Here is a 21,656-nt window from a genome sequence, read left to right on the forward strand (position 1 = left end):
ACTTTGCTTTGCTCATTGCAGTGTCCAGTATCAGCGTGGGTTCGGTGATCTGATCAACGCTAACCGGGAAAGTTCCCTATTTATTCAACAAGGCCTGTTCAACATACTGGTGGTAAGGCATGCCGGACACCCGCGAAATCACCTCTCCGGCAGTGACAAACATCAAGTTGTTGTAGTCAAAACGCTCACGAAATCCATGCTTAATAGGAACATGCGCCAGCCCGGCAAGCACTTCATCATTGGTTTTATTGGTGTTCGGCCAAATCATTAAATCACCCGCGCCCAAACCAAGGCCTGAACGATGGCTCAGCAAGTCTCGCACGGTAAGCTCGCTTGTGATGTAAGGATCCGCCAGTTTAAATTCCGGGATATGATCGATAACTTTATCGTCCCAGCTCAGTTTATCCTGCTCGACCAGGGTTGCAATTGCTGCTGCAGTAAAGGCTTTGGTGTGCGATGCGATGCCAAACAAGGTAGTCGCAGTCACCGGTTCATTAGATTCAATATCGCGCACACCAAATCCTTCAGCTAAAACGACTTCGCCATCTTTTACCGCAACGACGGCGATACCGGGAATATTAAAAGCTTTTAACGATTGCTCCGCGGTGTCGCGAATTTTTTGTTCCAGATCAGGGGCGGTTTCAGGTTTATCTGAGCAGGCCGTAACGCCCAGCGTTAATGCACTTGCCAGCAATAGTTGAGAGACGCTTTTCATAAACTGAATTTCCTTATTGTTTTTTTTAAGCCTACCACAGCCGCCGGAAACTTCATCGAAATCAAGCAAACAATAAAGTCACTTAAAAAACTATAAAGAAAATATTGACTCAAAAATGCGAATCGTTATCATTAGCGCAAACTTTGTAAATGATAAGGATTCTCATGTTTAAGAAGTCACTTTCCTTGGCGGTGCTAACCGCGATGTCCGGCGGAGCTGTTGCTCAACAAAACGATACCATTAATATCGACGAGACTATCCAAATTAGCGCAACGCGCACCAGTACCCCGCAAAGTGCTATTCCGGCAACCGTTTCGGTCATCGATGGGGAAGAGCTGCGCCAGCAATTGACCGTGTCGCAATCCTTATCTGATATTTTGGGCAACCTTATTCCTGCTTTCTCCCCCTCTCGGCAGAAGTTGACCAGTGCGGGTGAAACGCTGCGTGGTCGCCAGCCTCTTTACTTAATCGATGGCGTACCTCAGTCAAATCCGTTGCGTAACGGGTCTCGTGCTGCCATGACCATCGACCCCTTTATGATTGAGCGTGTTGAGGTTATCCACGGCGCCAGCGCCATTCAGGGCATGGGCGCCAGTGGTGGTATTATTAACATCGTTACCAAACAAGCCGAGCAAGGCACATCACACGAGCTTAATGCCGGTTTTATGGCGCCGGATTCCGAGCTTTCTGAGGGGTTGAGCTACCAAGCCGGCTATTTAGTCCGCCACGCAACTGGCGACTGGCGCTTTGTTGGTGGTATCCAGTATCGCGATACCGGCATGTATGTTGATGGCAACGGCATGCTAATCGGCGTAGACACCACTCAGGGCGATACTATGGATTCGAAAAGCTACGATGTTTTCGCCAAGCTGGGGTACGACATTGATGAACAGCAATCGCTGGAGTTCATGATTAATCGGTTTGATATGTCCGGTAATGGCGATTACTACTCGGTCGGCGGCAACCGTGCCGAAGGCATTCCGACGGTATCGGTAGAGGGTGAGTACCCGGGCGATGCGCCGGAAAACGAGGTTACCACCTCAAGTCTAACCTATAACCATAGTAACTTTTTAAACGCGGAGCTTAATTGGCAACTGTTCCTGCAAGACTTTTCGGCGCTATACGGTGGCGGAACCTATGGCGTGTTTCAGGATCCCGCTTACGGCGATAACTTATTTGACCAGTCCCGCAACGACTCGCGCAAATATGGCTCTCGCATCACCCTAAACTGGGACAATATTCAGCAATCGCCCTACTCTGTGTCAGCCGGTCTTGATTACCTTAATGATACGACCTTCCAGGAACTTGCTCAGACGGGCCGTAAATGGGTTCCCGAAACAGAGTTTAAGAACTGGGCTCCTTACGCTCAACTTCGCTATCAGGCTAATGGCCTAACCTTAAGCGGTGGTTTACGTTATGAGTATGGCAAACTCAATGTTGATGACTTTACCTCGCTAGCTGCCTATGGCTCAACCTTTGTAGAAGGCGGCGAACCAAGTTTTAATGAGTTGCTGCCCAATGTCGGTGCCGTTTACGCATTAACTGAGCAATGGCGAGTTTACGCAAGCTACTCAGAAGGTTTCAGTATGCCTGATGTCGGCCGTGTGTTACGCGGCATTTCTACTCCGGGGCTGAGCATTAACAACTTTTTAAACCTGCAGCCAGTGATTGCTGATAACGAAGAGGTTGGCGTTGAATACCGGGGCAATGCTGTTAGTGCCTCCTTGAGTTACTTCCGTTCCGGATCTGACCTGGGCGCCCGCTTGCAAGCTGATGCCGATGGTATTTACAGCGTTAAGCGCGAAAAAACCGAAACTGACGGGTTTGAGTTAAGTGCTGAGTACGCGTTATCCAGTGACACCGCTTTCGGCCTTAACTATGCCGATACGGATGGTGAATACGATAGCAACGCCGATGGCTCAGTCGATACCCAGCTAGGCGGCAATAATATTGCGCCAAAGCGCGCTAATCTGTACTGGTCGCAACAGTGGAGTGGCATGATCAGCTCACAAGTACAATGGAACAAGTTATTTGATCGTGACATTTACAGCGGTGGTCAAGCCATTAATAACTTTGACGGTTACAACACCATCGATGCATCAGTACTTATTGAGACCCGAGACTTAGGTAACTTCTCGGTCGGTGTTGAGAACCTGTTGGATGAATTCTACTTTACCTACTATGCGCAGACCGTTGGGCCCGACAGCCGCAACTTTGCCGGTCGCGGTCGCACAGTGAGCTTTAACTGGAATTACCGTTGGTAAAACCGAACCTGACACAGTGGCACCGCTGGCTGGGCTTAACGCTCAGCTTGTGGATGCTGTTGATGGCAATAAGTGGCTCGTTATTATTATTCAAAAACGAGCTGCTGACGTTATTCTATCCGCAACTTGATCTGCAGCAGCCTGTTTCAGTAACGGAGGCGGCACATATTGCTGACGGCTTCTCGTCAGGGTACGCCTTAATGCCAACCGCCGACCGGCCCTGGTTTGAGGTCGTCAACGCTGACAAATCGCATTTTTACTATAGTGCCACTGGTGAACTCCTACTTGAGCGTCCTTATTTAGGCGACTTTGTCAGCTGGCTGGTCGAATTACATCACCATTTGGCGCTTAATGACCTCGGCAAGGATATTTTAGGTGTGCTGGGGTTGTTGAGCTTGCTGCTTGTTTTTACCGGTCTTATCCGGTGGTGGCCCAGGCGCGGTTCCTTTAAACGTGCGTTGACCATACGCTGGGCTAATCCATTCTCTCTACGTGGCATGCAGACCCTATGGCAATTTCATCGTTGTGTTGGCGCTTTACTATTCATTCCGGTTGTTATCGTTTTAGTTACCGGTACTGCGGTTATGTACGCCGCCCCCGTTAAGTCAGCGCTAACTTATCTTTTGCCTTTTCAACCCCAGGTTAAGGAACAAAGCCTACCCCGACAGCCGCTTAACAACTGGTCACAACGGCTTGCCATTGTGCCGGACGTATTACCTGCTGCCGAAGCACGCTTACTCTACCTGGAAAACCCACAAATACGGGCGAAACACGACGCCGAGTGGCACCCCAATGGCCGCAACTACATTCAATTCTCCGAACAGGGCACTGTAAACAATGTAATTGATGAACGGGCTACACCGCTGGGTAATCAAGTATCTAATATGATTTATCCTACGCACGTCGCTGCGGTTGGCGGATCCTTTTATTTAATTGTCGTTTTGCTCTCGGGATTCGCATTAATACTGTTGCCCACCACCGGTATCTGGTTTTACGTTAAACGATTTTCAAAGCGCTCCACCACTCGTTAGTTAAAAAAACCTGATAAGTATCGCTAAAAGTTTGCGGTTAGCCTTATTTGCTTGGTCGATACGCTTGCCAGCGCTATAGTAGTTTTTATTTAAACGGTGTATTACTAAAGGAAAATACGATGACGATACAACGCACACTCTCGGGTATTGCCTTGTCAGCAGCGCTGGCATTACCTGCTGTTGCCAGCGACTACCTGTCGACAACTACACGCTTTACCGACGACAACGCTGACGCTGCTACACGCGTTCTGTTTGTGCCTGAAAATACCACCATCGCTGTAGAAGGCTGGTCTGATGCGCAGAACAAACAGGTCGCTCGCGCAGCTGAAATCGAAGCATTTGACGGGTCGGCAGCTCAACTAACCACACTCGTTGCGCCTGACGGCACTAAAGCTAACCATTTATTGCTTGCCGGTGTTGGCAACCCAGCAGATTTATCACGCTTTAAAGCTGAAAACCTGGGCGCATCAATTGCTGCCGCATTAAAGCCGGAGTTAGACGATGTTGTTTTTGATACCCGTCTAATCAAAAACCCGGGCATCGCTGCTGAAATTAGTGCGCAAGTGGCACATGGTATTGATTTACGTAACTACCGCTTCGATCGCTATCAATCAGAAGCCGAAGCTCGCCCACAAACCAATTACCATTTTGTAACTGCGTCAGCGGACATTGCTGAGAAACATTACGAGGACTATCGAGCTATTGCTGAAGGCGTCTTTGTGGCGCGCGACATAACAGCACTGCCTGGCAGTGACGGTTATCCCGAGGCTATCGTTAAACTCGCTCAAAAAGCGATGCAGGGCTTAGATATTGACGTTACCGTCGTCACCCCCGAACAAGTCAATGAAATGGGAATGGGTTTGCTGGAAAGTGTCAGTGCAGGTAGCCAACATGGCTCTTATCTTTTAGCTGCCCATTATAAAGGTAGTGACGACGCGCCAATCGCATTAGTCGGTAAGGGCAATACGTTTGACACCGGTGGCTATAACTTAAAAACCAGCTCCTCTTCAATACTACGTATGCAAACCGATAAAGCGGGTGCTGGTGCGGTTATCGGTGCTGTTATGGCGTTAGCCAAACAACAAGCTCCGGTCAATGTTGTTGCCATTGCGCCGTTATCACATAACTTAATTTCAGGCACTGCTACGCTACCCGGTGATGTGGTAAAAGCCGGTGACGGGACCCTAGTAGAAATCGCTAATACCGATGCTGAAGGCCGACTCATTCTGGGTGACGGTAACTGGTACGCTAACGATAAATTTAAGCCACGAGCTATCGCCAATATCGCCACACTAACGGGTTCTAAAGTTGGCGCTTTGGGCACAGGCTATGCGGCAATGTTTGCAAGCGAAGACGATTTACGCCAGGCAATTATCGAAGCCGGAAAAGTGACCGATGAGAAGGTTTGGGAACTACCTTTAGACGGTTATCCCGGAATTATCGACAGCCCGCTGGCAGATATCCGTAATATTGGCTCTCCGGGAACGCAGGCAGGTGCGGCCTTCCTTAAACATTTTGCCGGTGATACGCCTTGGATCCATATCGATATGGCCGCTGATGCCATGGTCAGCAGCCCTACCGGTATTCACCCGGCAGGACCGACGGGTTTCGGTGTGCGGTTATTGACTGAGTGGGTACATCAGCTCAATAAATAACCGGTGATAATGCGCGGCCTTGATTAATTATAGGCCGCGCGAATTTCTGCTAACTTTTTATCAATATCGTCTCGCGACATCCATTGACCACGGATCATAACCCCTAGCGGCTCTTCTAATGCTTGCGCTGAATCTAATGGATTCTCTGATAGCAGCATAAAATCGGCGCGATGGCCGGCTTTAATTAGCCCGAACGTGTCCTGCTCGCTGAAGTACTCACCTGCGGCCACCGTTGCATAGTAATAAATCGCATCAAGCGGTATCCCGGCCTGCTCCATTTTTCTAATTTCATGGTGTATTGAATAGCCCGGCACACTGAATAACTGCGGTGCATCGGTACCAAATATAATATTGGCATCAGCATCATGCAGCGCCTTTAGCAATTGCTGACGGTTTTGTTGCTGAACCTTCGCTTGGTCTTGATTGAAATAGCCCATACTAGGCTGTTTATAATAGCCTAACCAGCCCTCACGAACGCTTTCAGGCACCAATGCTAACTCCGGGTATTGTGCTAATTCCTGTGGGTCCTCAGCGCCAATGAGTGTCGACCATAACGCTTGCGTCGGTACCACGCCAACGTCATATTTTTTCGTCAACTCCACCAGTTTTGCTAATTCTTGTTTAGTAATCGGCTGATTTAATGCATCAACATATTCGAGATACCCATCCATGTGATCGATGGTTCTTTGGCCTTCTTTTAGAGCGTTTTCAAGCCCTACATCACTTGGTACATGACCGGCAAAATCCATATCGCTGTCGCGTGCTGTCTTGGCCAGAGCCTGGTATTCGGCTAACGACAAGCCCGGATGGATTTTCAATAAATCCCACCCTTGATCACGTTGCTCGATAACTCGTTGCGTAGCTTGCTCGACCGATTCGATTGTGTTGCCATTAAAGCTGGGGCCGGCCAGATAAAGTGTGGGGCCTAGTCGTTTACCTTGTGCAATATCTGATTTTAGCTGCAGTTGATGTGGGTAACCCAGCATACCACGCACCGTCGTCACACCGTTGGCGATATACAGGTAAAGCATGTCGTCTGCATAGCGTCTTGGGAAGTTACCAAAGTCAGTGGCCGGTGGTACGTGGCCATGCATTTCAGCAAAACCAGCGATAACATAGCCATCAGCCGCATCAATTATTCGAGTCGATTCAGGAAGGTTGCGGGCCGCTGTCATCGGTCGCACATCAGTAATTCTATCGCCAAAAATGTAGACGGCACGCTCACTCAATACCCGTGCGTCTTTGCCATTAAAGGTAATGACATTTGCATTAATCACGGCGACGTCAGGGGATTTAACTTCTTGTTGTATTACCTGCTGGCAGGCCGTGGCAAAAATCGATATGGCCGCCATGAGCAGCAAATTAAATCTTTTCATCAGCATTTCCTTTCATCGTCACTTATCGTCAATTGCTGACGGGTTAATACGCTGAGTGTCATCGACTTGGGTCAGTTTGGCAACTAATGTTGAGGGTTTTGTCGCTGGAACTATTCAATGAAACATTTCTTTTGGGGCGCAGGTCTCTTACTTATCAGCATGTTGAGTTGGGGGCAGGAAAATTTAGTTATAACCGACGAGGACGTTTTGAAAGTCTTTGAAGTCTCTCGCAAGTTACAATCTATTCCTGACGAGCCCGATGTCTATAACCCTCCCGCTACCCCACCAAAGGTGCCAACTCCAGAGGAAATGCAGCAGCTAATGTTAAAACCATTTAAGTATAGCTTTTGGAATGCTGAATTCTTAAACGACTACTACAACACGACTGATCAACGCCGCCTCGCAGTTAAAAAAGCTATTAACAGCAGCGGACTTTCAAATATCGACGAATATTCGCGAGTTATGTCTCTGGTTTCCGCCATCACTGCACGCATAGGTTTAGAAGAACGTTATATCGGCTACGAGCACCTGGAAACATCGTTCTTAGAGCAAGTCAGGAAACTTCAGGCCGACATTCCGCTGGAATCAATAGAAACGGTAAAGCGGAATTACGACAGGGTCATGACTTACTTTAAGTCATTTGATTGATCAATCATAACGCGTGGGACGCGAACACTAGTCCCCGTTAAAAGGTGCCAAGAGATGGTATCGGCGTAATTGGCGACTTCGCGTACGTCAATTCGCGCCCCCCATAGCTCGACGTCATCACCGACGCAGGCCTCCGGTATATCGGTAATATCGATAGTAATCATATCCATCGATACCCTCCCAACCACAGGCGCAATCTTATTGCATACCGCAGTTGGCGTGCCATTACCGCACTGTCGCGGGTAACCATCGGCATAACCAATAGCGACAGTCGCTATACGGGACGGTTTTTCTGCTATCCAGGAACTGCCATAGCCGACTGAATCGCCTTTTTTAAGCTCATGAATGGCGATTATCGGAGCTTTTAACGACATAACCGGCTTTAACTCAGATTGAACTTCGGTCACCGCAGAGGGGTTAACGCCATATAAGAGTAACCCCGCCCTCACCCAATCGTTTTCGCCAATTTCACCGCGTAATTGCGGATTGAGTAGTGCGGCAGAATTATGCAGAGAAAATTGAAACCCACTGTGCTGCCGTTTTATCTGCTCAAACTGCTGCCGTTGATAATGGTTAAGCGGCATACCTGAATCTGCATTTGCCAAGTGCGACATCAGCACCGTATCTGCGACGTTATTGCACTTTTGCAGGCGAACTAAAAAGCTTTCTACTGCCGCCAGCTCTAAACCAAGGCGGTGCATGCCGGTATCAATTTTTAACCAAACACACAGTGGACGCGCCAGCTTGGCTTGCTCCAACAGCTCTAATTGATAGAGCGAATGAATTACGACCCAGAAATTATTCTCGGCAGCGACTCCGAGCTCAGCGATACTCTGACAGCCTTCCAGAATCAGCACAGGTTTATCCGAACTCGTGTGCGCGTCTCTCAACGCTAAGGCCTCATCGGTAAAGCCCACACCAAACGCATCAACACAGGGTGCTAACACATCGCAAACAGCGCCCACGCCATGGCCGTAACCATCAGCCTTGACGATACCGAGTAGCTTACCCGTTCCAATTTGTTGTCTTACCCAGTTGGCATTTGCACTTAAGGCGTCGACATCGATCTCTGCGCGAGTTGTTCTGAAATTCATTTTTACTGTTCTTTTTTATCAGTTAACGATGAGTTTACCGCAATTTTCCCCGAGTTTAACGGAAGTCTTTGCACTTAGGTACGTGCTTGAGTAACGTTAACCTTAACTTTACGTTAAACACGAGGGATTAATTATGTGGCTAAAAGCTTCTGCAATCGCCGTAAGTTTGGGGGTTGTTGCACCTCAAGTCAGTGCTGATACATTTAAATCAGAAGACATATTTCAGTTGGAGTACGCCAATCAAGTCAGCGTTTCTCCTGACGGTAACTATGTCGCCTATATCCGCAATAGTTTTGATGATATGAAAGACTCCACCCGTCGCTCGTTGTGGGTCGTCGATACGCGCACCGGCGAATCATTACCGATTTTTGACGACGGCCATAGTTATAGCGGTTTGAGTTGGTCAAACGATAGTAGTCGCCTGGCATTTACATCAAACCGTAATGAGAAAAATCAGATCCATGTTTACTGGCTTGACGAGCAAAAAGTCGCCAAGGTAACCAATGTTCACGAATCACCCTCAAGCCTTAGCTGGTCGAATGATGATCAGCACATCGCTTTTATGATGTCCGTAAAGGCACCAGCGACTGACTTTGCTAAGTCGGTAAAAATGCCGGCACGACCAGAAGGTGCTAATTGGGCCGACAAAGCCATCATCGTTGAAGAAGCTTATTACCAGCGTGATGGCGCGGGCGTATTAGACCCTGCCCACAGCCAGGTCTTTGTAGTACCGGCAACCGGAGGTTCTGCTCGCCAGTTAACCGAGGGTGAATATAGTCATCGGGGACCGCTTAGCTGGACGCAGGATAATCAGCACATCGTTTTTTCCGGTAACCGTAGCGAAAACTGGGCATACCAAATTAATGAAAGTGACTTGTATGCTGTGGCGCTCGCTGACAAGTCTATTACTCAAATTACTGATATCCCGGGCGAAGAGCATTCAGCGCAATTTTCACCCGATGGCGAACAGCTGGTCTATCTACACAGCAATAATGAGCCCGTTCCCTACCATAAAAACCAATTATGGATAATGGATTGGGATGACCGCTCCAATCGCGAGCTACAGGCGGATTTCGACCGGTCTTTCGCAAGTCCACAATGGAACGGTGACGACCAGATTGCTGTTCAATTTGCTGATCGCGGTAAAAACGTTATTGCATCAGTGAGCCTGGATGATGAGCTAAGTCGCCGGGTTGATGATGTCGGCGGTACCTACGTTAGCCGGCCTTATACTATGGGATCTTTTAGCGCCTCCTTAAATGGCGCTATCGCGTACACTCGCGGAACTGCCTATCGACCAGCCGATGTCGGTTTTCAGAAAGATGGCGAAAACAGCAAGTCCCTGACCGCGCTGAACGAAGATTTACTGGCCTACAGGGAGCTGGGTAAAGTCAACGAAATTGAGTTTGAGTCCCGTTATGACGGCGAAAAAATTCAGGGTTGGTACATTACGCCGCCTAATTTCGATAGCACCAAAGAGTACCCGCTATTACTTGAGATCCATGGTGGCCCGCACCTGTCTTACGGCCCTCACTTTGCGGCGGAACACCAGCGTTATGCAGCAGAGGGGTATGTGGTTTTATATGTCAATCATCGCGGTAGCACATCATACGGTAAAGAGTTTGCCATGCTGCTTGATGGAAACTACTCATCTCCGTACGACTTTGCAGACCACATGAGCGGCATCGATGCTCTGATCGATAAAGGATTTATTGACGCAGACAACCTCTTCATTGCCGGGGGCTCCGCCGGTGGTATCGCGACCGCTTATGCGGTTGGCATGACTGATCGTTTTAACGCCGCTGCAGCGACAAATCCGGTAATTAACTGGGTTAGCAAAGTGCTTACTGCGGACAGCTCCATGGGGCAAATTCACAACCAGTTTCCCGGCATGCCATGGGAAGAGCTAGAGCACTATTGGGAACGTTCACCACTATCGCTGGTGGGTAACGTGAAAACGCCCGTGATGCTATTCACCGGTGAAAATGACCGCCGTACGCCGATTTCAGAAACTGAACAATTTTACCAGGCGTTAAAACTGCGCAAGGTGGATGCTGCAATGGTGCGTGTACCTGGTGCGTCACATGGTGTAACCTATCGCCCATCGAATATGATCGCGAAAATCGAGCATGCGCTGGCGTGGTTTGAAAGGTACAAAAAGGATTAATGAACTCAGCTACAATGGATATTGTGACATTAGGCCCTGCCGGCACGTTCTCTGAACTTGCCGCGCAGGATCTCATTAAAAATAAGGGATTAACGAGCAGTATTTCACTTGCGGATGACCTTTTCAGCGTCATTGAACGAGTTACGCCAGGAACGCTAGGCTTGGTTCCTATCGAAAACCTTAGCGAAGGTTTTGTCTCTCCGGTGGTTGACCATCTGGTTAGACATCCTCTGCAAATTATTGCGGAAACGAAACTCCCTGTCGCATTTAAAATAGTTGCGAACCATGACTCACCTGAGCATTTATGGGCGCAATTTGTAGCTGCAGGTCAGTGTCGTCAGTGCATTCAGTCAATGTCACTACCAGTCATTCACACTAACAGCAATAGCGACTCTTTGCATAAACTACTGCGCTGTAAATCACCGGCCGCAGCCATTGTTCCCGCGCATATTGACTGTCCTACGTCGCTAAAAGTGCTACATAAGACGGCAGCCGATATTGAGCACAACGAAACCCGGTTTATTTTGTTATCCGCTTCACAAGCTAACGCTAACTACGAGGCTAATATCAAGTGGAAAAGTAGCGTTATTTTAGTCGATGACAACGACCATCCTGGTCTTCTCGTTGACAGCCTCTCGGTATTTGCAAGCCGCGGTATCAACCTGACCTCTATCGTTTCGCGCCCCACCGGCGGAAAATTTGGTCAGTACCACTTTTTTATAGACTTTGATGGTCATTCTGAACAACCCCACGTAAAACAGGCGCTCGAACAACTAGCAAAATTGAATCAAATTCGTTGGCTTGGAAGCTATAAAGCGGCCTAACACAAACCAGAGGAGTATCTATGCCGTTAAATGTCATTAAACATGAGCCGTCGCAAACTGCCGATGCAGTTATTATTTGGCTTCATGGTCTGGGTGCATCGGGAAACGATTTTGTACCGATGACTGAGCATTTGCGTTTTGACAGTGCCAACATCCGTTTTCTATTTCCCAATGCCCCTCAATTACCGGTCACTATAAACCAGGGAATGGTAATGCCGGCATGGTACGACATTACCGACATATCCATCGACCGCACCATTGATAGCAAGCAACTACGGCAATCAGCTGCTGAAGTCCACGCATTAATAGATGAGCAAATAGACAAGGGTATCGACAGTCAGCGGATCATTATCGCGGGCTTTTCGCAGGGCGGTGCGGTAGGTTACGAAGCGGCGTTGACATACCCTAAGGCGCTGGGCGGATTGATGGCGCACTCCACTTACTTTGCCACTGCCTTAGACATAGAGCCGGCAAAGGCAAATGCCGAGTTACCGTTATTGATACAACACGGAACCCAGGATCCGGTCGTGCCCGAGTCTCTGGGACGCAAAGCGGTTGATGAATTAACGCAGCGAGGTTACCCGGTCACCTATCAAACCTACCCGATGCCACATTCTCTGTGTCTCGAGCAGGTTGAAGATATGAAGCGTTGGCTCGCTGACCGCTTCGCTTAAGCCAATTTAATCAGCTCGTCACACCATTGTGAGGCGAGCTTTTCTCCTCGTTCAAAGGTATCAATCATAAAGTTAACATGACCGACTTTACGCCCCGGGCGAGGCGCTTTCCCGTACCAATGGCAGTCAGCCGCTGATGCTTCCCATAACACTTCAGGCAATCCGTCCACGCCAATGGCGTTAATCATTAATGTGGGAGCGACTAAAAACTCGGGCAGCGGCAGTCCGGTGATACAACGAATATGCAGGTTAAATTGGTCGCAATTAGCACCGCTCATGGTCCAGTGACCAGAGTTGTGTACGCGAGGCGCTATCTCGTTTACCAACAGTTGTTGTTGCTCACCCTCTCCCACCACAAAAAACTCAATCGCTAATACACCAATATAATCGATATGATCGGTTAGTTTTTGATGGTATTGCTGTGCTAATGCCTCAAGTTCATCGGTGAACTGTTGTGCGCCGGCCATGCTGTAAGCAAGGATGCCATCATTATGTACGTTTAGCGTTAATGGATAACCGCGCTGCTCGCCATGGTGGTCACGCGCCGCAACCACAGATACCTCGTGGCTAAATGGAATCATGTCTTCGACAATTCCGGGACGTTGGCCGGCTTCCTGAATGATTGGTTCGGCATCTTGTCCGGGCTTCCAGCGCCACTGACCTTTGCCGTCATAGCCACCCCGGGCTGACTTTATGACTACCGCTTTATCGCAGTTTGATAGAATATCTCTAAGTTCATCAGTGGTCTGATAGGCTTGCCACGGTGATGTTGGCACTCCAAGCTCATCGCACAATGACTTTTGCGTTCGGCGGTCAGTCAGTTGATTAAATCGTTCAGCCTTGATCAAAAATTTATCATGGGTCTGCTCGACCAGCGCTTCACCCAGGTGCTCATGTTCCCATGTCACCACATCAGCCCACGATTTTGCTTCCTCCAGCGACATCGGCAATGGTTGGTCGCTGGCTAATGGCATAACCTGTTGCTGTCGATCGCTATATAAGATGCACTGATGACCTTGCTGAATTACCGCTTTGCCGAGCATTTGTCCGAGTTGGCCATTGCCCAAAATTAAAATATTCATTTAGGTAGCTCCAGGTCGGCATTAGCCATAACCTTGTCGCGCTGTTTAGCGCGGAACGCAGTCACCGCATCACGAACTTTTTGATCAAATGCGCCAATTATCTGTGCTGCAAGCAGTCCCGCATTAGCAGCGCCGGCATCACCAATAGCCAGGGTACCCACCGCTACTCCTTTCGGCATTTGCACAATAGACAATAGGCTGTCCAGACCTTTGAGCTGTTTACTCGAGACGGGCACACCAAGAACTGGTAATGCGGTATGTGCTGCGAGCATGCCAGGCAAATGCGCGGCGCCGCCAGCGCCTGCGATAACGACTTTAGTATCAGTAGCTTCCGCCTGTTCCATGTGGAACTTGAGCAAATCAGGCGTACGGTGAGCAGATGCTACTTTCGCCTCCCAGTCAACACCAAGCTCTTCCAGCATCAAGGCCGCTTTTTGCATTGTCGGCCAATCAGATTGTGAGCCCATCAGAATAAGAACAGAAGCCATGAAGCACCTTTTAGATTGTACGGTTTGCGTAGGTCTGAAAAGCACGGAATTGTAGCCACAGGAGCGCTAAACTGCAAATCAATTGCAGGATTTTTAACCATCTGTAATATCCAGTGATTAATACTAAGCGCTTATAGACTCACTGGTAATTTTAGGTATGGTATCGATAATACGATTAAAAACGCTGAGGTCGCGATGTTACTTTCATCAAAAGATTCCATTTTATTGATTGTCGATGCGCAGGAAAAACTGTTACCAGCGATTCACCAACGCGATAATGTCACGTCGCGTATGCGTTGGTTAGCAGAGATCGCACTGCAATTGGATATCCCGGTATTAATAACGGAACAATATCCAAAGGGTCTGGGCTATACCGTTTCTGCGCTGCAGGAAATTATTGAGTCCGCTCGGGTTGTCGAGAAGACACACTTCAGTGCGATGCAAGAACAAAGTTTTCGCGATGTATTAAGTGACTACGACAAAAAACAAGTTGTTGTAATGGGCATGGAAACCCATGTTTGTGTGTTACAAACAGCGATTGAAATGAAACAGGAAGGCTACCAGGTTTTCTTGCCGTCAGACTGTGTCGGATCGCGCCGGCCAAACGATAAAGACTCTGCGATTACTCGTATGCGCGACAATAACGTCGAAATTATCACCTCCGAAATGGCGGCTTTTGAGTGGTTGCACAAGTCAGGCACCGACACATTTCGGCATATTAGTCGAAACTGGTTGAAATAATTTGACTTTTCATTGACACGCTTTGCACAGGGTATATACTCGGGGGGCTGAGAAAATTCGGCTATTGATTTGAGATTTGTGTACGAAGTCCTCCTATGCTGTACCTCGTTTTGTAAGTCCAAGTAATACCCAAGTTTCTGAGCAATTGATTTTTAACATGCACTACGAGGAAATATCAGCATGTCTACTACTACTGGTAAAGTAAAATTCTTTAACGAAGCAAAAGGCTTCGGTTTCATCGAGCAAGAAAATGGCGCGGACGTATTCGTTCACTTCAGCGCTATCCAAGCTGACGGTTTCAAAACTTTGGCTGAAGGCCAACAAGTTTCTTTCACCGTAGCACAAGGTCCTAAAGGTCCTCAGGCTGAAAACGTTGTTCCTATGTAAGAACGCGTAATAAAGAATTCTAAAAAACGCCGCGCTGATTTCAGTGCGGCGTTTTTTTATGCTTAATAGACTTAAACTTTGTAAGGTTTTAGCCGATAATAAGCACTATTGATTCAAATAAATATATCGGCATTGCCTTAACGAGTAGCTATGAAAGATAACGGTCCGGTTACACAAAAAGAAAAACAAATTCCCGCACACTACCGGTTAGTATCATCAACTGACCTTAAAGGGGTTATAACGCACTGTAACCAAGATTTCGTGGATATTAGCGGCTATTCTCAGGAAGAATTGATTGGCTCGCCGCATAACATCCTGCGTCATCCCGATGTGCCGGGGCCCGTGTTCGAAAATATGTGGAAAACCATCAAGCGCGGCAAGCCTTGGATGGGCTTAGTCAAAAACCGAGCTAAAAATGGTGACCATTACTGGGTAAGCGCTTATGTAACGCCGATTATGGAAAACGGTAAACCCAGAGGTTTTGAGTCGGTTCGTGTGCCAACCACAGATGAACGTAAACAGCGAGCCATGGCAATTTATGAGCGCATCAACAATGGTCAGGCGCCTTTACCCTGGCTTAAACGCCTCGCCTATAGTACTCGCGACTTATCTCCCGTTGCCGTGCCCGGCCTTATCGCAACCGCGGTAGTCGGCACTCTGGCTGGCCTGACGCCAGCTATGGTTACTCTCGCAGGTACCGCTTTGTCTTCTGCACTATATGGCCGCTATGTTAGTTCTATGATGCAGCGGCTTTTAGATAGTCGCCCTGAAGCATTTGATTCCGAGCTTGTCGGCATGACTTATTTTGCTACTCACGGGCGTGAAGCACAGTTGTCCATGCTCTTACACAGCGAAGCAGCCCGAAATTATACCGCTCTGACGCGCATAAAAGATGCTGTTGGTGGTATTTTAAAAGTTGCGGAAGATACGCAAAAGCAGGCAAGAGAAAGTCATGCCCAGGTCGACCGGCAAACCGAAGCAACCGATCAAACCGCAACGGCCATGAATGAAATGGCAACGGCAATTCAAGAAGTCGCCGGTACCGTAGAACAAAATGCGAGCCAGGCCGACTTTGCGCGCGAAAATGTGGATCGCAGTGTTGCCTTAGCTCGCGAAGCAAGTGAAGTGATAGAAGGTCTGCACCAGGCCGTTGAGCAAATTGCAATGACGGTACAAGCGCTTGACCAGTCCACTGGCGCCATCGGCGAAGCAGCTGACCTAATTTCATCGATCGCAGATCAGACTAATTTACTAGCACTGAATGCCGCTATTGAAGCGGCTCGTGCAGGCGAGCATGGTCGCGGCTTTTCAGTCGTTGCTGACGAAGTTCGTAATCTCGCGTCTCGTACGACAGACTCTACCGATAGTATTCATCAAGTAATAGCTAAGTTACGCGAACGTGCCAAGGATGCCGTTGAAGTATCAAAACAGGGTGAACAGACCGCAGCAGATGGCGTAGAAAAAGTGCGTAAAGCGGATGAGGCATTGCAAGAGATAGCACGTTCGATAGAACAAATTGCAGATATGTCCACACAGATGGCATCAGCTGTCGAGGAGCAAAGTGGTGTTGCAGAGCACATTAGCGAGCAGGTAACGCACATCTCTGACATAGCGAAGCAGACTCAGCATACGTCTGAACAGACGGAGTCCTCAAGCCAACAACTCCAGGACACCGTCAAACAACTTTATGAGCTCATCGAGCGCTTTAATCTGAAGAATTGATCTCGGCTTTTTGTGAATGCTCGCGTCGCTCCGCTGCGCGGGCTGTTTCCTCTAAAAACTCAACGTCCTGCACATCCACTTTAGGAATTTCACCGCAGACATCACCACCTAACTTGTTCACCGCATTACATAGGTCAGAAACCTTTTGATCAAGCACGTCCACATGGTCCAGCATGCGTCCAATGGCAGTGGCAACCGGATCGGGATTATCTGCGGCTATCGCATAAGCATCAAAGCCATATGCTTTGGCCATTTTCTCTCTGCGCTCAGAGGTTTCCTTATCAACGCCGGATTTTGCAACTCTCGCGGGAATACCTACCATGGTCGCTTTAGCCGGAACATCTCTAACCACCACAGCATTTGAGCCAATACGCGCTTGCTCGCCGACGGTTAACGGGCCAAGAACCTTGGCTCCGGCACCTATCACAACGCCATTTTTTAGTGTTGGATGTCGCTTGCCTTTATTCCAGCTGGTTCCACCCAAGGTCACGCCATGGTAAAGCGTAACATCATCCCCAATTTCCGCAGTTTCGCCAATAACGACGCCCATGCCATGATCAATAAAGAACCGACGCCCTATCGTGGCGCCCGGATGTATTTCAACGCCTGTTAGCCACCGCGCGATATTCGACACAAAGCGTGCCAACCAATATAAACGCCAGCGCCACAATTTATGGCTAAACCGATGAAACCAAATCGCATGAAGCCCGGGATAATTAAATAGCACTTCAAACGTATTTCTGGCCGCGGGATCACGATCGAAAACGCTGTTGATGTCTTCCCTGATACCACTAAAAAATGCCATGGCACACTCCCCTCATTGAGCCGTACTGGCCCGTCACTCAACAAACCGCTTTAACAAGCGCTCGACATCAGCTTGAATGGTGTCTTTCATACTGGCTTCGTAGCCTTCACGCTCTTTATCCATTTCGCGAATTTTCTTTTTCGGAAACTTCTTACGGTTTTCATGTGTTGGCATGTGTTTGATTTTGTCATACATCTCATGCATCGCCGGATAATCTTTAGCGTAATCGTATTCTACAGATTCAGGTCTGTGATCCAGCAATACAACGATTCTCAAACAGCCTTCTGACAAAGGACATTGCTCCTGCTGCATAGCTTTCGCTATCGTGATAATGCTTTCGTCAATTCGGTCTACACGCTTCTGCACGGCTGCATCGCGTAACTGGTTTTGATATTTTAACCGTCGCACCAGTTTGGTTGCGTAAAATGCCAAAGCCATAATGATGGCAATACCAATTAGAATTACAATAATCGCTGTAGCAGACATTAATACTCCTCGTCGTCCCACTCATCGTCGTCATCTAGATCAATACCCAATTGCTCTGCTAATTGTTCATAGCGATCGGATTTTTCGTCCAGATAAGCTTGTTCTTGCTCCGATAACGTCTCGCCCTGCTCAAACCGTTCAACCAAAGCCTGCAGCCGTTGGTCTTGCTCAAGCTGATGTAGTTCTTCTGCCGGGGTAAGCGCTTTGACCTCGGGCTTTTCAACAGGGTTCACTAACGGAATTTTGCGACGACTACCTTTACGAGGGTCAGTCTTCGGACCTTCAGTTCCGCTTTTAGACGCAGTTTTAGCGGTTGATACGTTATGCCGCTGTCCCGGCTTTTGGCCTTTGCCTTTTTTCTTTCCCTGCGTTGAAACTACACCATCATTATGGTCTTTGGGTTTCTTGGCGGGCGCTAGCGGACCCGGCTTTCTGGATTTTTTCTGGCGAGTCATACTCACTCCTAAAACTGACAATAACGGGTATTGTAACGTATAGAGAGTAGTTTAGTCAGTGAGTATTGAATGAGAAAGAAAAAAGGCGATGCTTTCGCATCGCCTGTCTTTCTCATATTTGGCAGCGCACTGCGACTATGAGAATGGTTGTCACTGCTTCCGAGTTGTTATTGCGGTCTTCCGTAACCTAGTTTTGTTATTGTTTTTATTGAGTAGGAGTTCCATTGCTCGTGACAATTTTACTCCCTGGATTATCGATTCATTGTTGTTCTGATTTTCGATAATCAATCTCGACCTCTTGTTATTTTTATGTGTCGAGTTAAGCCGTTTTAAAAACGATCTTGTTGTTATTATCTGCGAGCTTGTTTTTATTATTTAGCGCAATTGCCCTGCAGACGTTGTACAGACTACTTGATTGATTTTTTTAATCAATGATTTTATTGGTCTAAAAATCAACTTTTTTATAACTTTTTGTTTTCATGTAGTCAAAACAGTTACATAGTATTATTTTTGTTATGTTAAAACTATTTTACTACAGAAACTAAAAAGGCGACATCGCTGTCGCCTTTTTACGTTATCGAACTCGGCCTTAGTAAAGTCCGTGCAAATACTCCGCCATCAGTTCAATTTCTTCGTCAGTCATCTTCTCGGCCACACCACGCATCATGCCGTTCGGGTCATTAGCACGGTCGCCGCTACGGAACATTTCTAATTGTGACTTGATGTAGGCTGGGAATTGTCCCGAAATGTCCGGGAACGCTGCTAAGCCCATACCGTTACCTTTTGGTCCATGACAACCTGCACAAGATGGAACCATAGATTCAGGGTTACCACGGCGGTATAAGTCAGCTCCGGATGCAATTAGTTCTTCAGGCGTATCGCCCTTAGGTTCATCCTGTGACGCATAGAACGCCGCCAAATCAGCCATATCTTGTTGTGACAGGCTGGCAACCTGGCCCATCATGATGGCGTTATTACGACCTTCTTCACCGCCACTCTCAGCTGCAGCTTTAAAGTCCATCAGCTGTTTAAACAAATACTTCTCATGCTGTCCGGCAAGGTGCGGGTACATATCGGTTGGCGACTGTCCCTGAGGGCCGTGACACGCGGCGCAGACTTGTGACTTATTCTTTCCAGCTTCTGGGTCACCTTGCTGTGCCAAGGCAACACCGGTTGAGCCAAGAAATAACCCCAAAATGATTGCGAATTTTTTCATGTTTGCTTCTCTTGTATCTCTGGAGGCGGAGATCGCCGACATACATCGCGTTCGATTCGATAGATTGCTATTTTACACAAAACTCGTGTGGATTAAACGATTAAAACGCATTCGATCACGATTTGATCATTGGCGGCAGTGTTTAGATCCGTCATAATGACGGCTGAAATATACACTAAGTCCTAACCAAGAGTTAACCAAACCGTGTCGGAATCCAAAGCGATTAACTATCAAACCGCAAAATTTATTACCAGCGCACCGAATATTCGCAAACTTCCCGATGATACCGGTATCGAGATCGCGTTTGCGGGACGTTCTAATGCCGGCAAGTCGAGTGCACTCAATACACTAACACGGCAAAAGTCGCTTGCGCGAACCAGTAAAACGCCTGGCCGCACACAACTAATTAATGTGTTTGAACTGGATACCGGTGAGCGGCTGATAGACTTACCCGGCTATGGCTTTGCTAAGGTCCCAATGGCTGTTAAAGAGCAATGGCAGCAAGCCCTTTCCGAGTACTTACAAAAACGTGAGTCACTTAAAGGTATTGTTGTGCTTATGGATATACGCCATCCGTTTAAAGAGACTGATCAGGAGCTTATATACTGGGCGGTTAGCAGCGATATCCCGGTTTTAGCCTTACTCACTAAAGCGGATAAGCTTAAGCAGGGGGCAAGAAAAAATATCGTATTAAAAGCTCGCCAGGCCGCCATCGCTTTTAATGGCGACGTGCAAGTTGAAGCGTTCTCCTCGCTAAAAAAGTTTGGTGTCGATAAAGTCGAGGCTAAATTGAATCAATGGTTTGGTTATGACGCAGACGAATGATTCTGCTCCGGCTCAAGCTTGGTTGCTTTTAGGTTTACTTGCGCTAATTTGGGGAAGTTCTTTTTTACTCATTAAAAAAGGTCTAATCGCCTTCGGTCCAATGGAAGTCGGTGCACTACGTATCTCCTCTGCAGGCCTTGTGTTACTTCCGTTGGTAGCAAAGAGACTGAATAAAATCACACCAAAGCATTGGGCTAAGCTTGCCAGTGTCGGGCTGGTAGGAAGTCTTGGCCCTGCATTTATGTTTGCAATCGCGCAAACACAGATAGCCAGTGGTATAACCGGCGTCCTAAATGCATTAACACCCATTGCAACCTTGATTATCGGCGTAACATTGTTCCATCAACGCGCCAAGCTGACTCAAATAATCGGCGTTATGGTTGGCCTTTTGGGTACCCTGCTTTTAATGACAGCAAGTGCTGACGGCGGTTGGCATTTTAATGCTTATGCGCTGCTTATTTTAGTCGCTACCATTTGCTACGGCATGAACCTTAACCTGATAAAGCATAAGATTGCGGACCTTAGTCCTTTAACGATTACCGGCGTTAGTTTGTTAATGGCCAGTGTGCCGGCAACGATTTATTTATTTACCGGCACCGATTTTATTCAGCAAGTACAACAACCCAATGCGATGCTTTCCTTGGCTGCCGTGCTCGTGCTTGGTGTAATAGGCACAGCGGGCGCATTAATTATATTTAACCACGTAGTTCAGCTTACCAATACGGTATTTACCAGTTCAGTGACCTACCTAATCCCAATTGTTGCAATGCTACTGGGGGTTTTTGACGGTGAAGTATTTTTGTTCCAACACGGCTTAGGGATGCTGGCCATTTTAGTGGGTGTTTGGTTTGCTAACCGTCGAGGCCGGTCAGGAATGGCCGGTATTCCTAAGCAGGACAAACAGACATATCGAGTAGGGTGAGGCGTCACCGCCTCATCCCTCTCACAGAACCGTACATACGGGCCTCGTATACGGCTCATGCACATAGTTATTTAGCATA

At 47.9% G+C, this 21,656-nt stretch carries 21 protein-coding genes; 12 read left to right on the forward strand and 9 right to left on the reverse strand.

What is annotated here, in order from left to right; all coding sequences use genetic code 11:
• Positions 1-76: 76 nt before the first annotated feature.
• A complete protein-coding gene (locus DEU29_RS13215) occupies positions 77-715 on the reverse strand; it encodes a serine hydrolase domain-containing protein (protein ID WP_133540798.1) in 639 nt (212 codons plus the stop codon).
• 164 nt (positions 716-879) lie between these two features.
• On the opposite strand from DEU29_RS13215, the gene DEU29_RS13220 reads away from it, so the two are divergent.
• The 3 genes from DEU29_RS13220 (at position 880) to DEU29_RS13230 (ending at position 5,665) form a co-directional block, all read left to right on the forward strand.
• Positions 880-2,979 carry a TonB-dependent receptor gene (locus DEU29_RS13220; RefSeq protein WP_133540799.1) on the forward strand — a complete coding sequence of 700 codons (2,100 nt, stop codon included), beginning with the start codon at positions 880-882 and terminating at the stop codon, positions 2,977-2,979.
• Positions 2,973-4,010 (forward strand): PepSY-associated TM helix domain-containing protein, encoded by a 1,038-nt coding sequence (locus tag DEU29_RS13225; protein WP_243734613.1) that lies wholly within the window; start codon positions 2,973-2,975, stop codon positions 4,008-4,010. Before DEU29_RS13220 ends, DEU29_RS13225 begins: the two co-directional genes overlap by 7 nt.
• Before the next feature lie 119 nt (positions 4,011-4,129).
• Positions 4,130-5,665, forward strand: coding sequence for a leucyl aminopeptidase family protein (locus DEU29_RS13230; RefSeq protein ID WP_133540800.1), 1,536 nt, complete (start codon positions 4,130-4,132; stop codon positions 5,663-5,665).
• A 23-nt stretch (positions 5,666-5,688) separates the two neighbouring features.
• Here the strand turns inward: DEU29_RS13230 and DEU29_RS13235 are convergent, their stop codons facing one another.
• A complete protein-coding gene (locus tag DEU29_RS13235; protein WP_133540801.1) occupies positions 5,689-7,041 on the reverse strand; it encodes an amidohydrolase family protein in 1,353 nt (450 codons plus the stop codon).
• A gap of 117 nt (positions 7,042-7,158) precedes the next feature.
• On the opposite strand from DEU29_RS13235, the gene DEU29_RS13240 reads away from it, so the two are divergent.
• Entirely contained in the window at positions 7,159-7,689 is a 531-nt protein-coding gene (locus DEU29_RS13240; protein ID WP_133540802.1) for a hypothetical protein, read from the forward strand.
• Here the strand turns inward: DEU29_RS13240 and alr are convergent.
• Complete coding sequence (alr, locus tag DEU29_RS13245; RefSeq protein WP_133540803.1) at positions 7,668-8,783, reverse strand: alanine racemase; 1,116 nt, start codon at positions 8,781-8,783, stop codon at positions 7,668-7,670. The two genes, DEU29_RS13240 and alr, sit on opposite strands and share 22 nt — an antisense overlap.
• A 133-nt stretch (positions 8,784-8,916) precedes the next feature.
• On the opposite strand from alr, the gene DEU29_RS13250 reads away from it, so the two are divergent.
• The 3 genes from DEU29_RS13250 to DEU29_RS13260 are packed head-to-tail and all read left to right on the forward strand — an operon-like array spanning position 8,917 to position 12,448.
• Positions 8,917-10,950 carry a S9 family peptidase gene (locus tag DEU29_RS13250; RefSeq protein ID WP_133540804.1) on the forward strand — a complete coding sequence of 678 codons (2,034 nt, stop codon included), beginning with the start codon at positions 8,917-8,919 and terminating at the stop codon, positions 10,948-10,950.
• Complete coding sequence (locus DEU29_RS13255) at positions 10,950-11,774, forward strand: prephenate dehydratase (RefSeq protein ID WP_243734614.1); 825 nt, start codon at positions 10,950-10,952, stop codon at positions 11,772-11,774. Before DEU29_RS13250 ends, DEU29_RS13255 begins: the two co-directional genes overlap by 1 nt.
• Positions 11,775-11,794: 20 nt before the next feature.
• Entirely contained in the window at positions 11,795-12,448 is a 654-nt protein-coding gene (locus DEU29_RS13260) for an alpha/beta hydrolase (protein ID WP_133540805.1), read from the forward strand.
• On the opposite strand, the gene DEU29_RS13265 is transcribed toward DEU29_RS13260, so the two are convergent.
• On the reverse strand, positions 12,445-13,530 hold the full coding sequence (locus tag DEU29_RS13265; protein WP_133540806.1) for an ATP-grasp domain-containing protein: 1,086 nt from the start codon (positions 13,528-13,530) through the stop codon (positions 12,445-12,447). The two genes, DEU29_RS13260 and DEU29_RS13265, sit on opposite strands and share 4 nt — an antisense overlap.
• Positions 13,527-14,018, reverse strand: coding sequence for a 5-(carboxyamino)imidazole ribonucleotide mutase (gene purE, locus DEU29_RS13270; RefSeq protein WP_133540807.1), 492 nt, complete (start codon positions 14,016-14,018; stop codon positions 13,527-13,529). The genes DEU29_RS13265 and purE overlap by 4 nt, the downstream gene beginning before the upstream one ends.
• Before the next feature lie 195 nt (positions 14,019-14,213).
• On the opposite strand from purE, the gene DEU29_RS13275 reads away from it, so the two are divergent.
• The 3 genes from DEU29_RS13275 (at position 14,214) to DEU29_RS13285 (ending at position 16,868) form a co-directional block, all read left to right on the forward strand.
• A complete protein-coding gene (locus DEU29_RS13275; RefSeq protein ID WP_133540808.1) occupies positions 14,214-14,759 on the forward strand; it encodes a hydrolase in 546 nt (181 codons plus the stop codon).
• Positions 14,760-14,939: 180 nt separating this feature from the next.
• The gene (locus DEU29_RS13280) at positions 14,940-15,146 is read left to right on the forward strand and encodes a cold-shock protein (RefSeq protein ID WP_006954095.1); all 207 of its coding nucleotides are present in this window, start codon (positions 14,940-14,942) and stop codon (positions 15,144-15,146) included.
• A gap of 150 nt (positions 15,147-15,296) precedes the next feature.
• Positions 15,297-16,868, forward strand: coding sequence for a methyl-accepting chemotaxis protein (locus tag DEU29_RS13285; protein ID WP_133540810.1), 1,572 nt, complete (start codon positions 15,297-15,299; stop codon positions 16,866-16,868).
• Here DEU29_RS13285 and cysE read toward each other — a convergent pair.
• The 4 genes from cysE to DEU29_RS13305 form a co-directional block, all read right to left on the reverse strand.
• A complete protein-coding gene (gene cysE, locus DEU29_RS13290) occupies positions 16,852-17,673 on the reverse strand; it encodes a serine O-acetyltransferase (protein WP_133540812.1) in 822 nt (273 codons plus the stop codon). The two genes, DEU29_RS13285 and cysE, sit on opposite strands and share 17 nt — an antisense overlap.
• A 33-nt stretch (positions 17,674-17,706) precedes the next feature.
• Positions 17,707-18,159 carry a DUF2489 domain-containing protein gene (locus DEU29_RS13295; protein ID WP_133540814.1) on the reverse strand — a complete coding sequence of 151 codons (453 nt, stop codon included), beginning with the start codon at positions 18,157-18,159 and terminating at the stop codon, positions 17,707-17,709.
• A complete protein-coding gene (gene yihI, locus DEU29_RS13300; RefSeq protein WP_133540816.1) occupies positions 18,159-18,614 on the reverse strand; it encodes a Der GTPase-activating protein YihI in 456 nt (151 codons plus the stop codon). The genes DEU29_RS13295 and yihI overlap by 1 nt, the downstream gene beginning before the upstream one ends.
• Before the next feature lie 589 nt (positions 18,615-19,203).
• Positions 19,204-19,830 carry a c-type cytochrome gene (locus tag DEU29_RS13305; protein WP_133540819.1) on the reverse strand — a complete coding sequence of 209 codons (627 nt, stop codon included), beginning with the start codon at positions 19,828-19,830 and terminating at the stop codon, positions 19,204-19,206.
• A gap of 222 nt (positions 19,831-20,052) precedes the next feature.
• Here DEU29_RS13305 and yihA point away from each other — a divergent pair, with 222 nt between their 5' ends.
• On the forward strand, positions 20,053-20,655 hold the full coding sequence (gene yihA, locus DEU29_RS13310; RefSeq protein ID WP_243734617.1) for a ribosome biogenesis GTP-binding protein YihA/YsxC: 603 nt from the start codon (positions 20,053-20,055) through the stop codon (positions 20,653-20,655).
• A complete protein-coding gene (locus tag DEU29_RS13315; RefSeq protein WP_133540823.1) occupies positions 20,639-21,577 on the forward strand; it encodes a DMT family transporter in 939 nt (312 codons plus the stop codon). Before yihA ends, DEU29_RS13315 begins: the two co-directional genes overlap by 17 nt.
• Positions 21,578-21,656 lie beyond the last annotated feature (79 nt).

Source organism: Idiomarina aquatica, from assembly GCF_004362895.1.
Classification (GTDB): Bacteria; Pseudomonadota; Gammaproteobacteria; order Enterobacterales; family Alteromonadaceae; genus Idiomarina.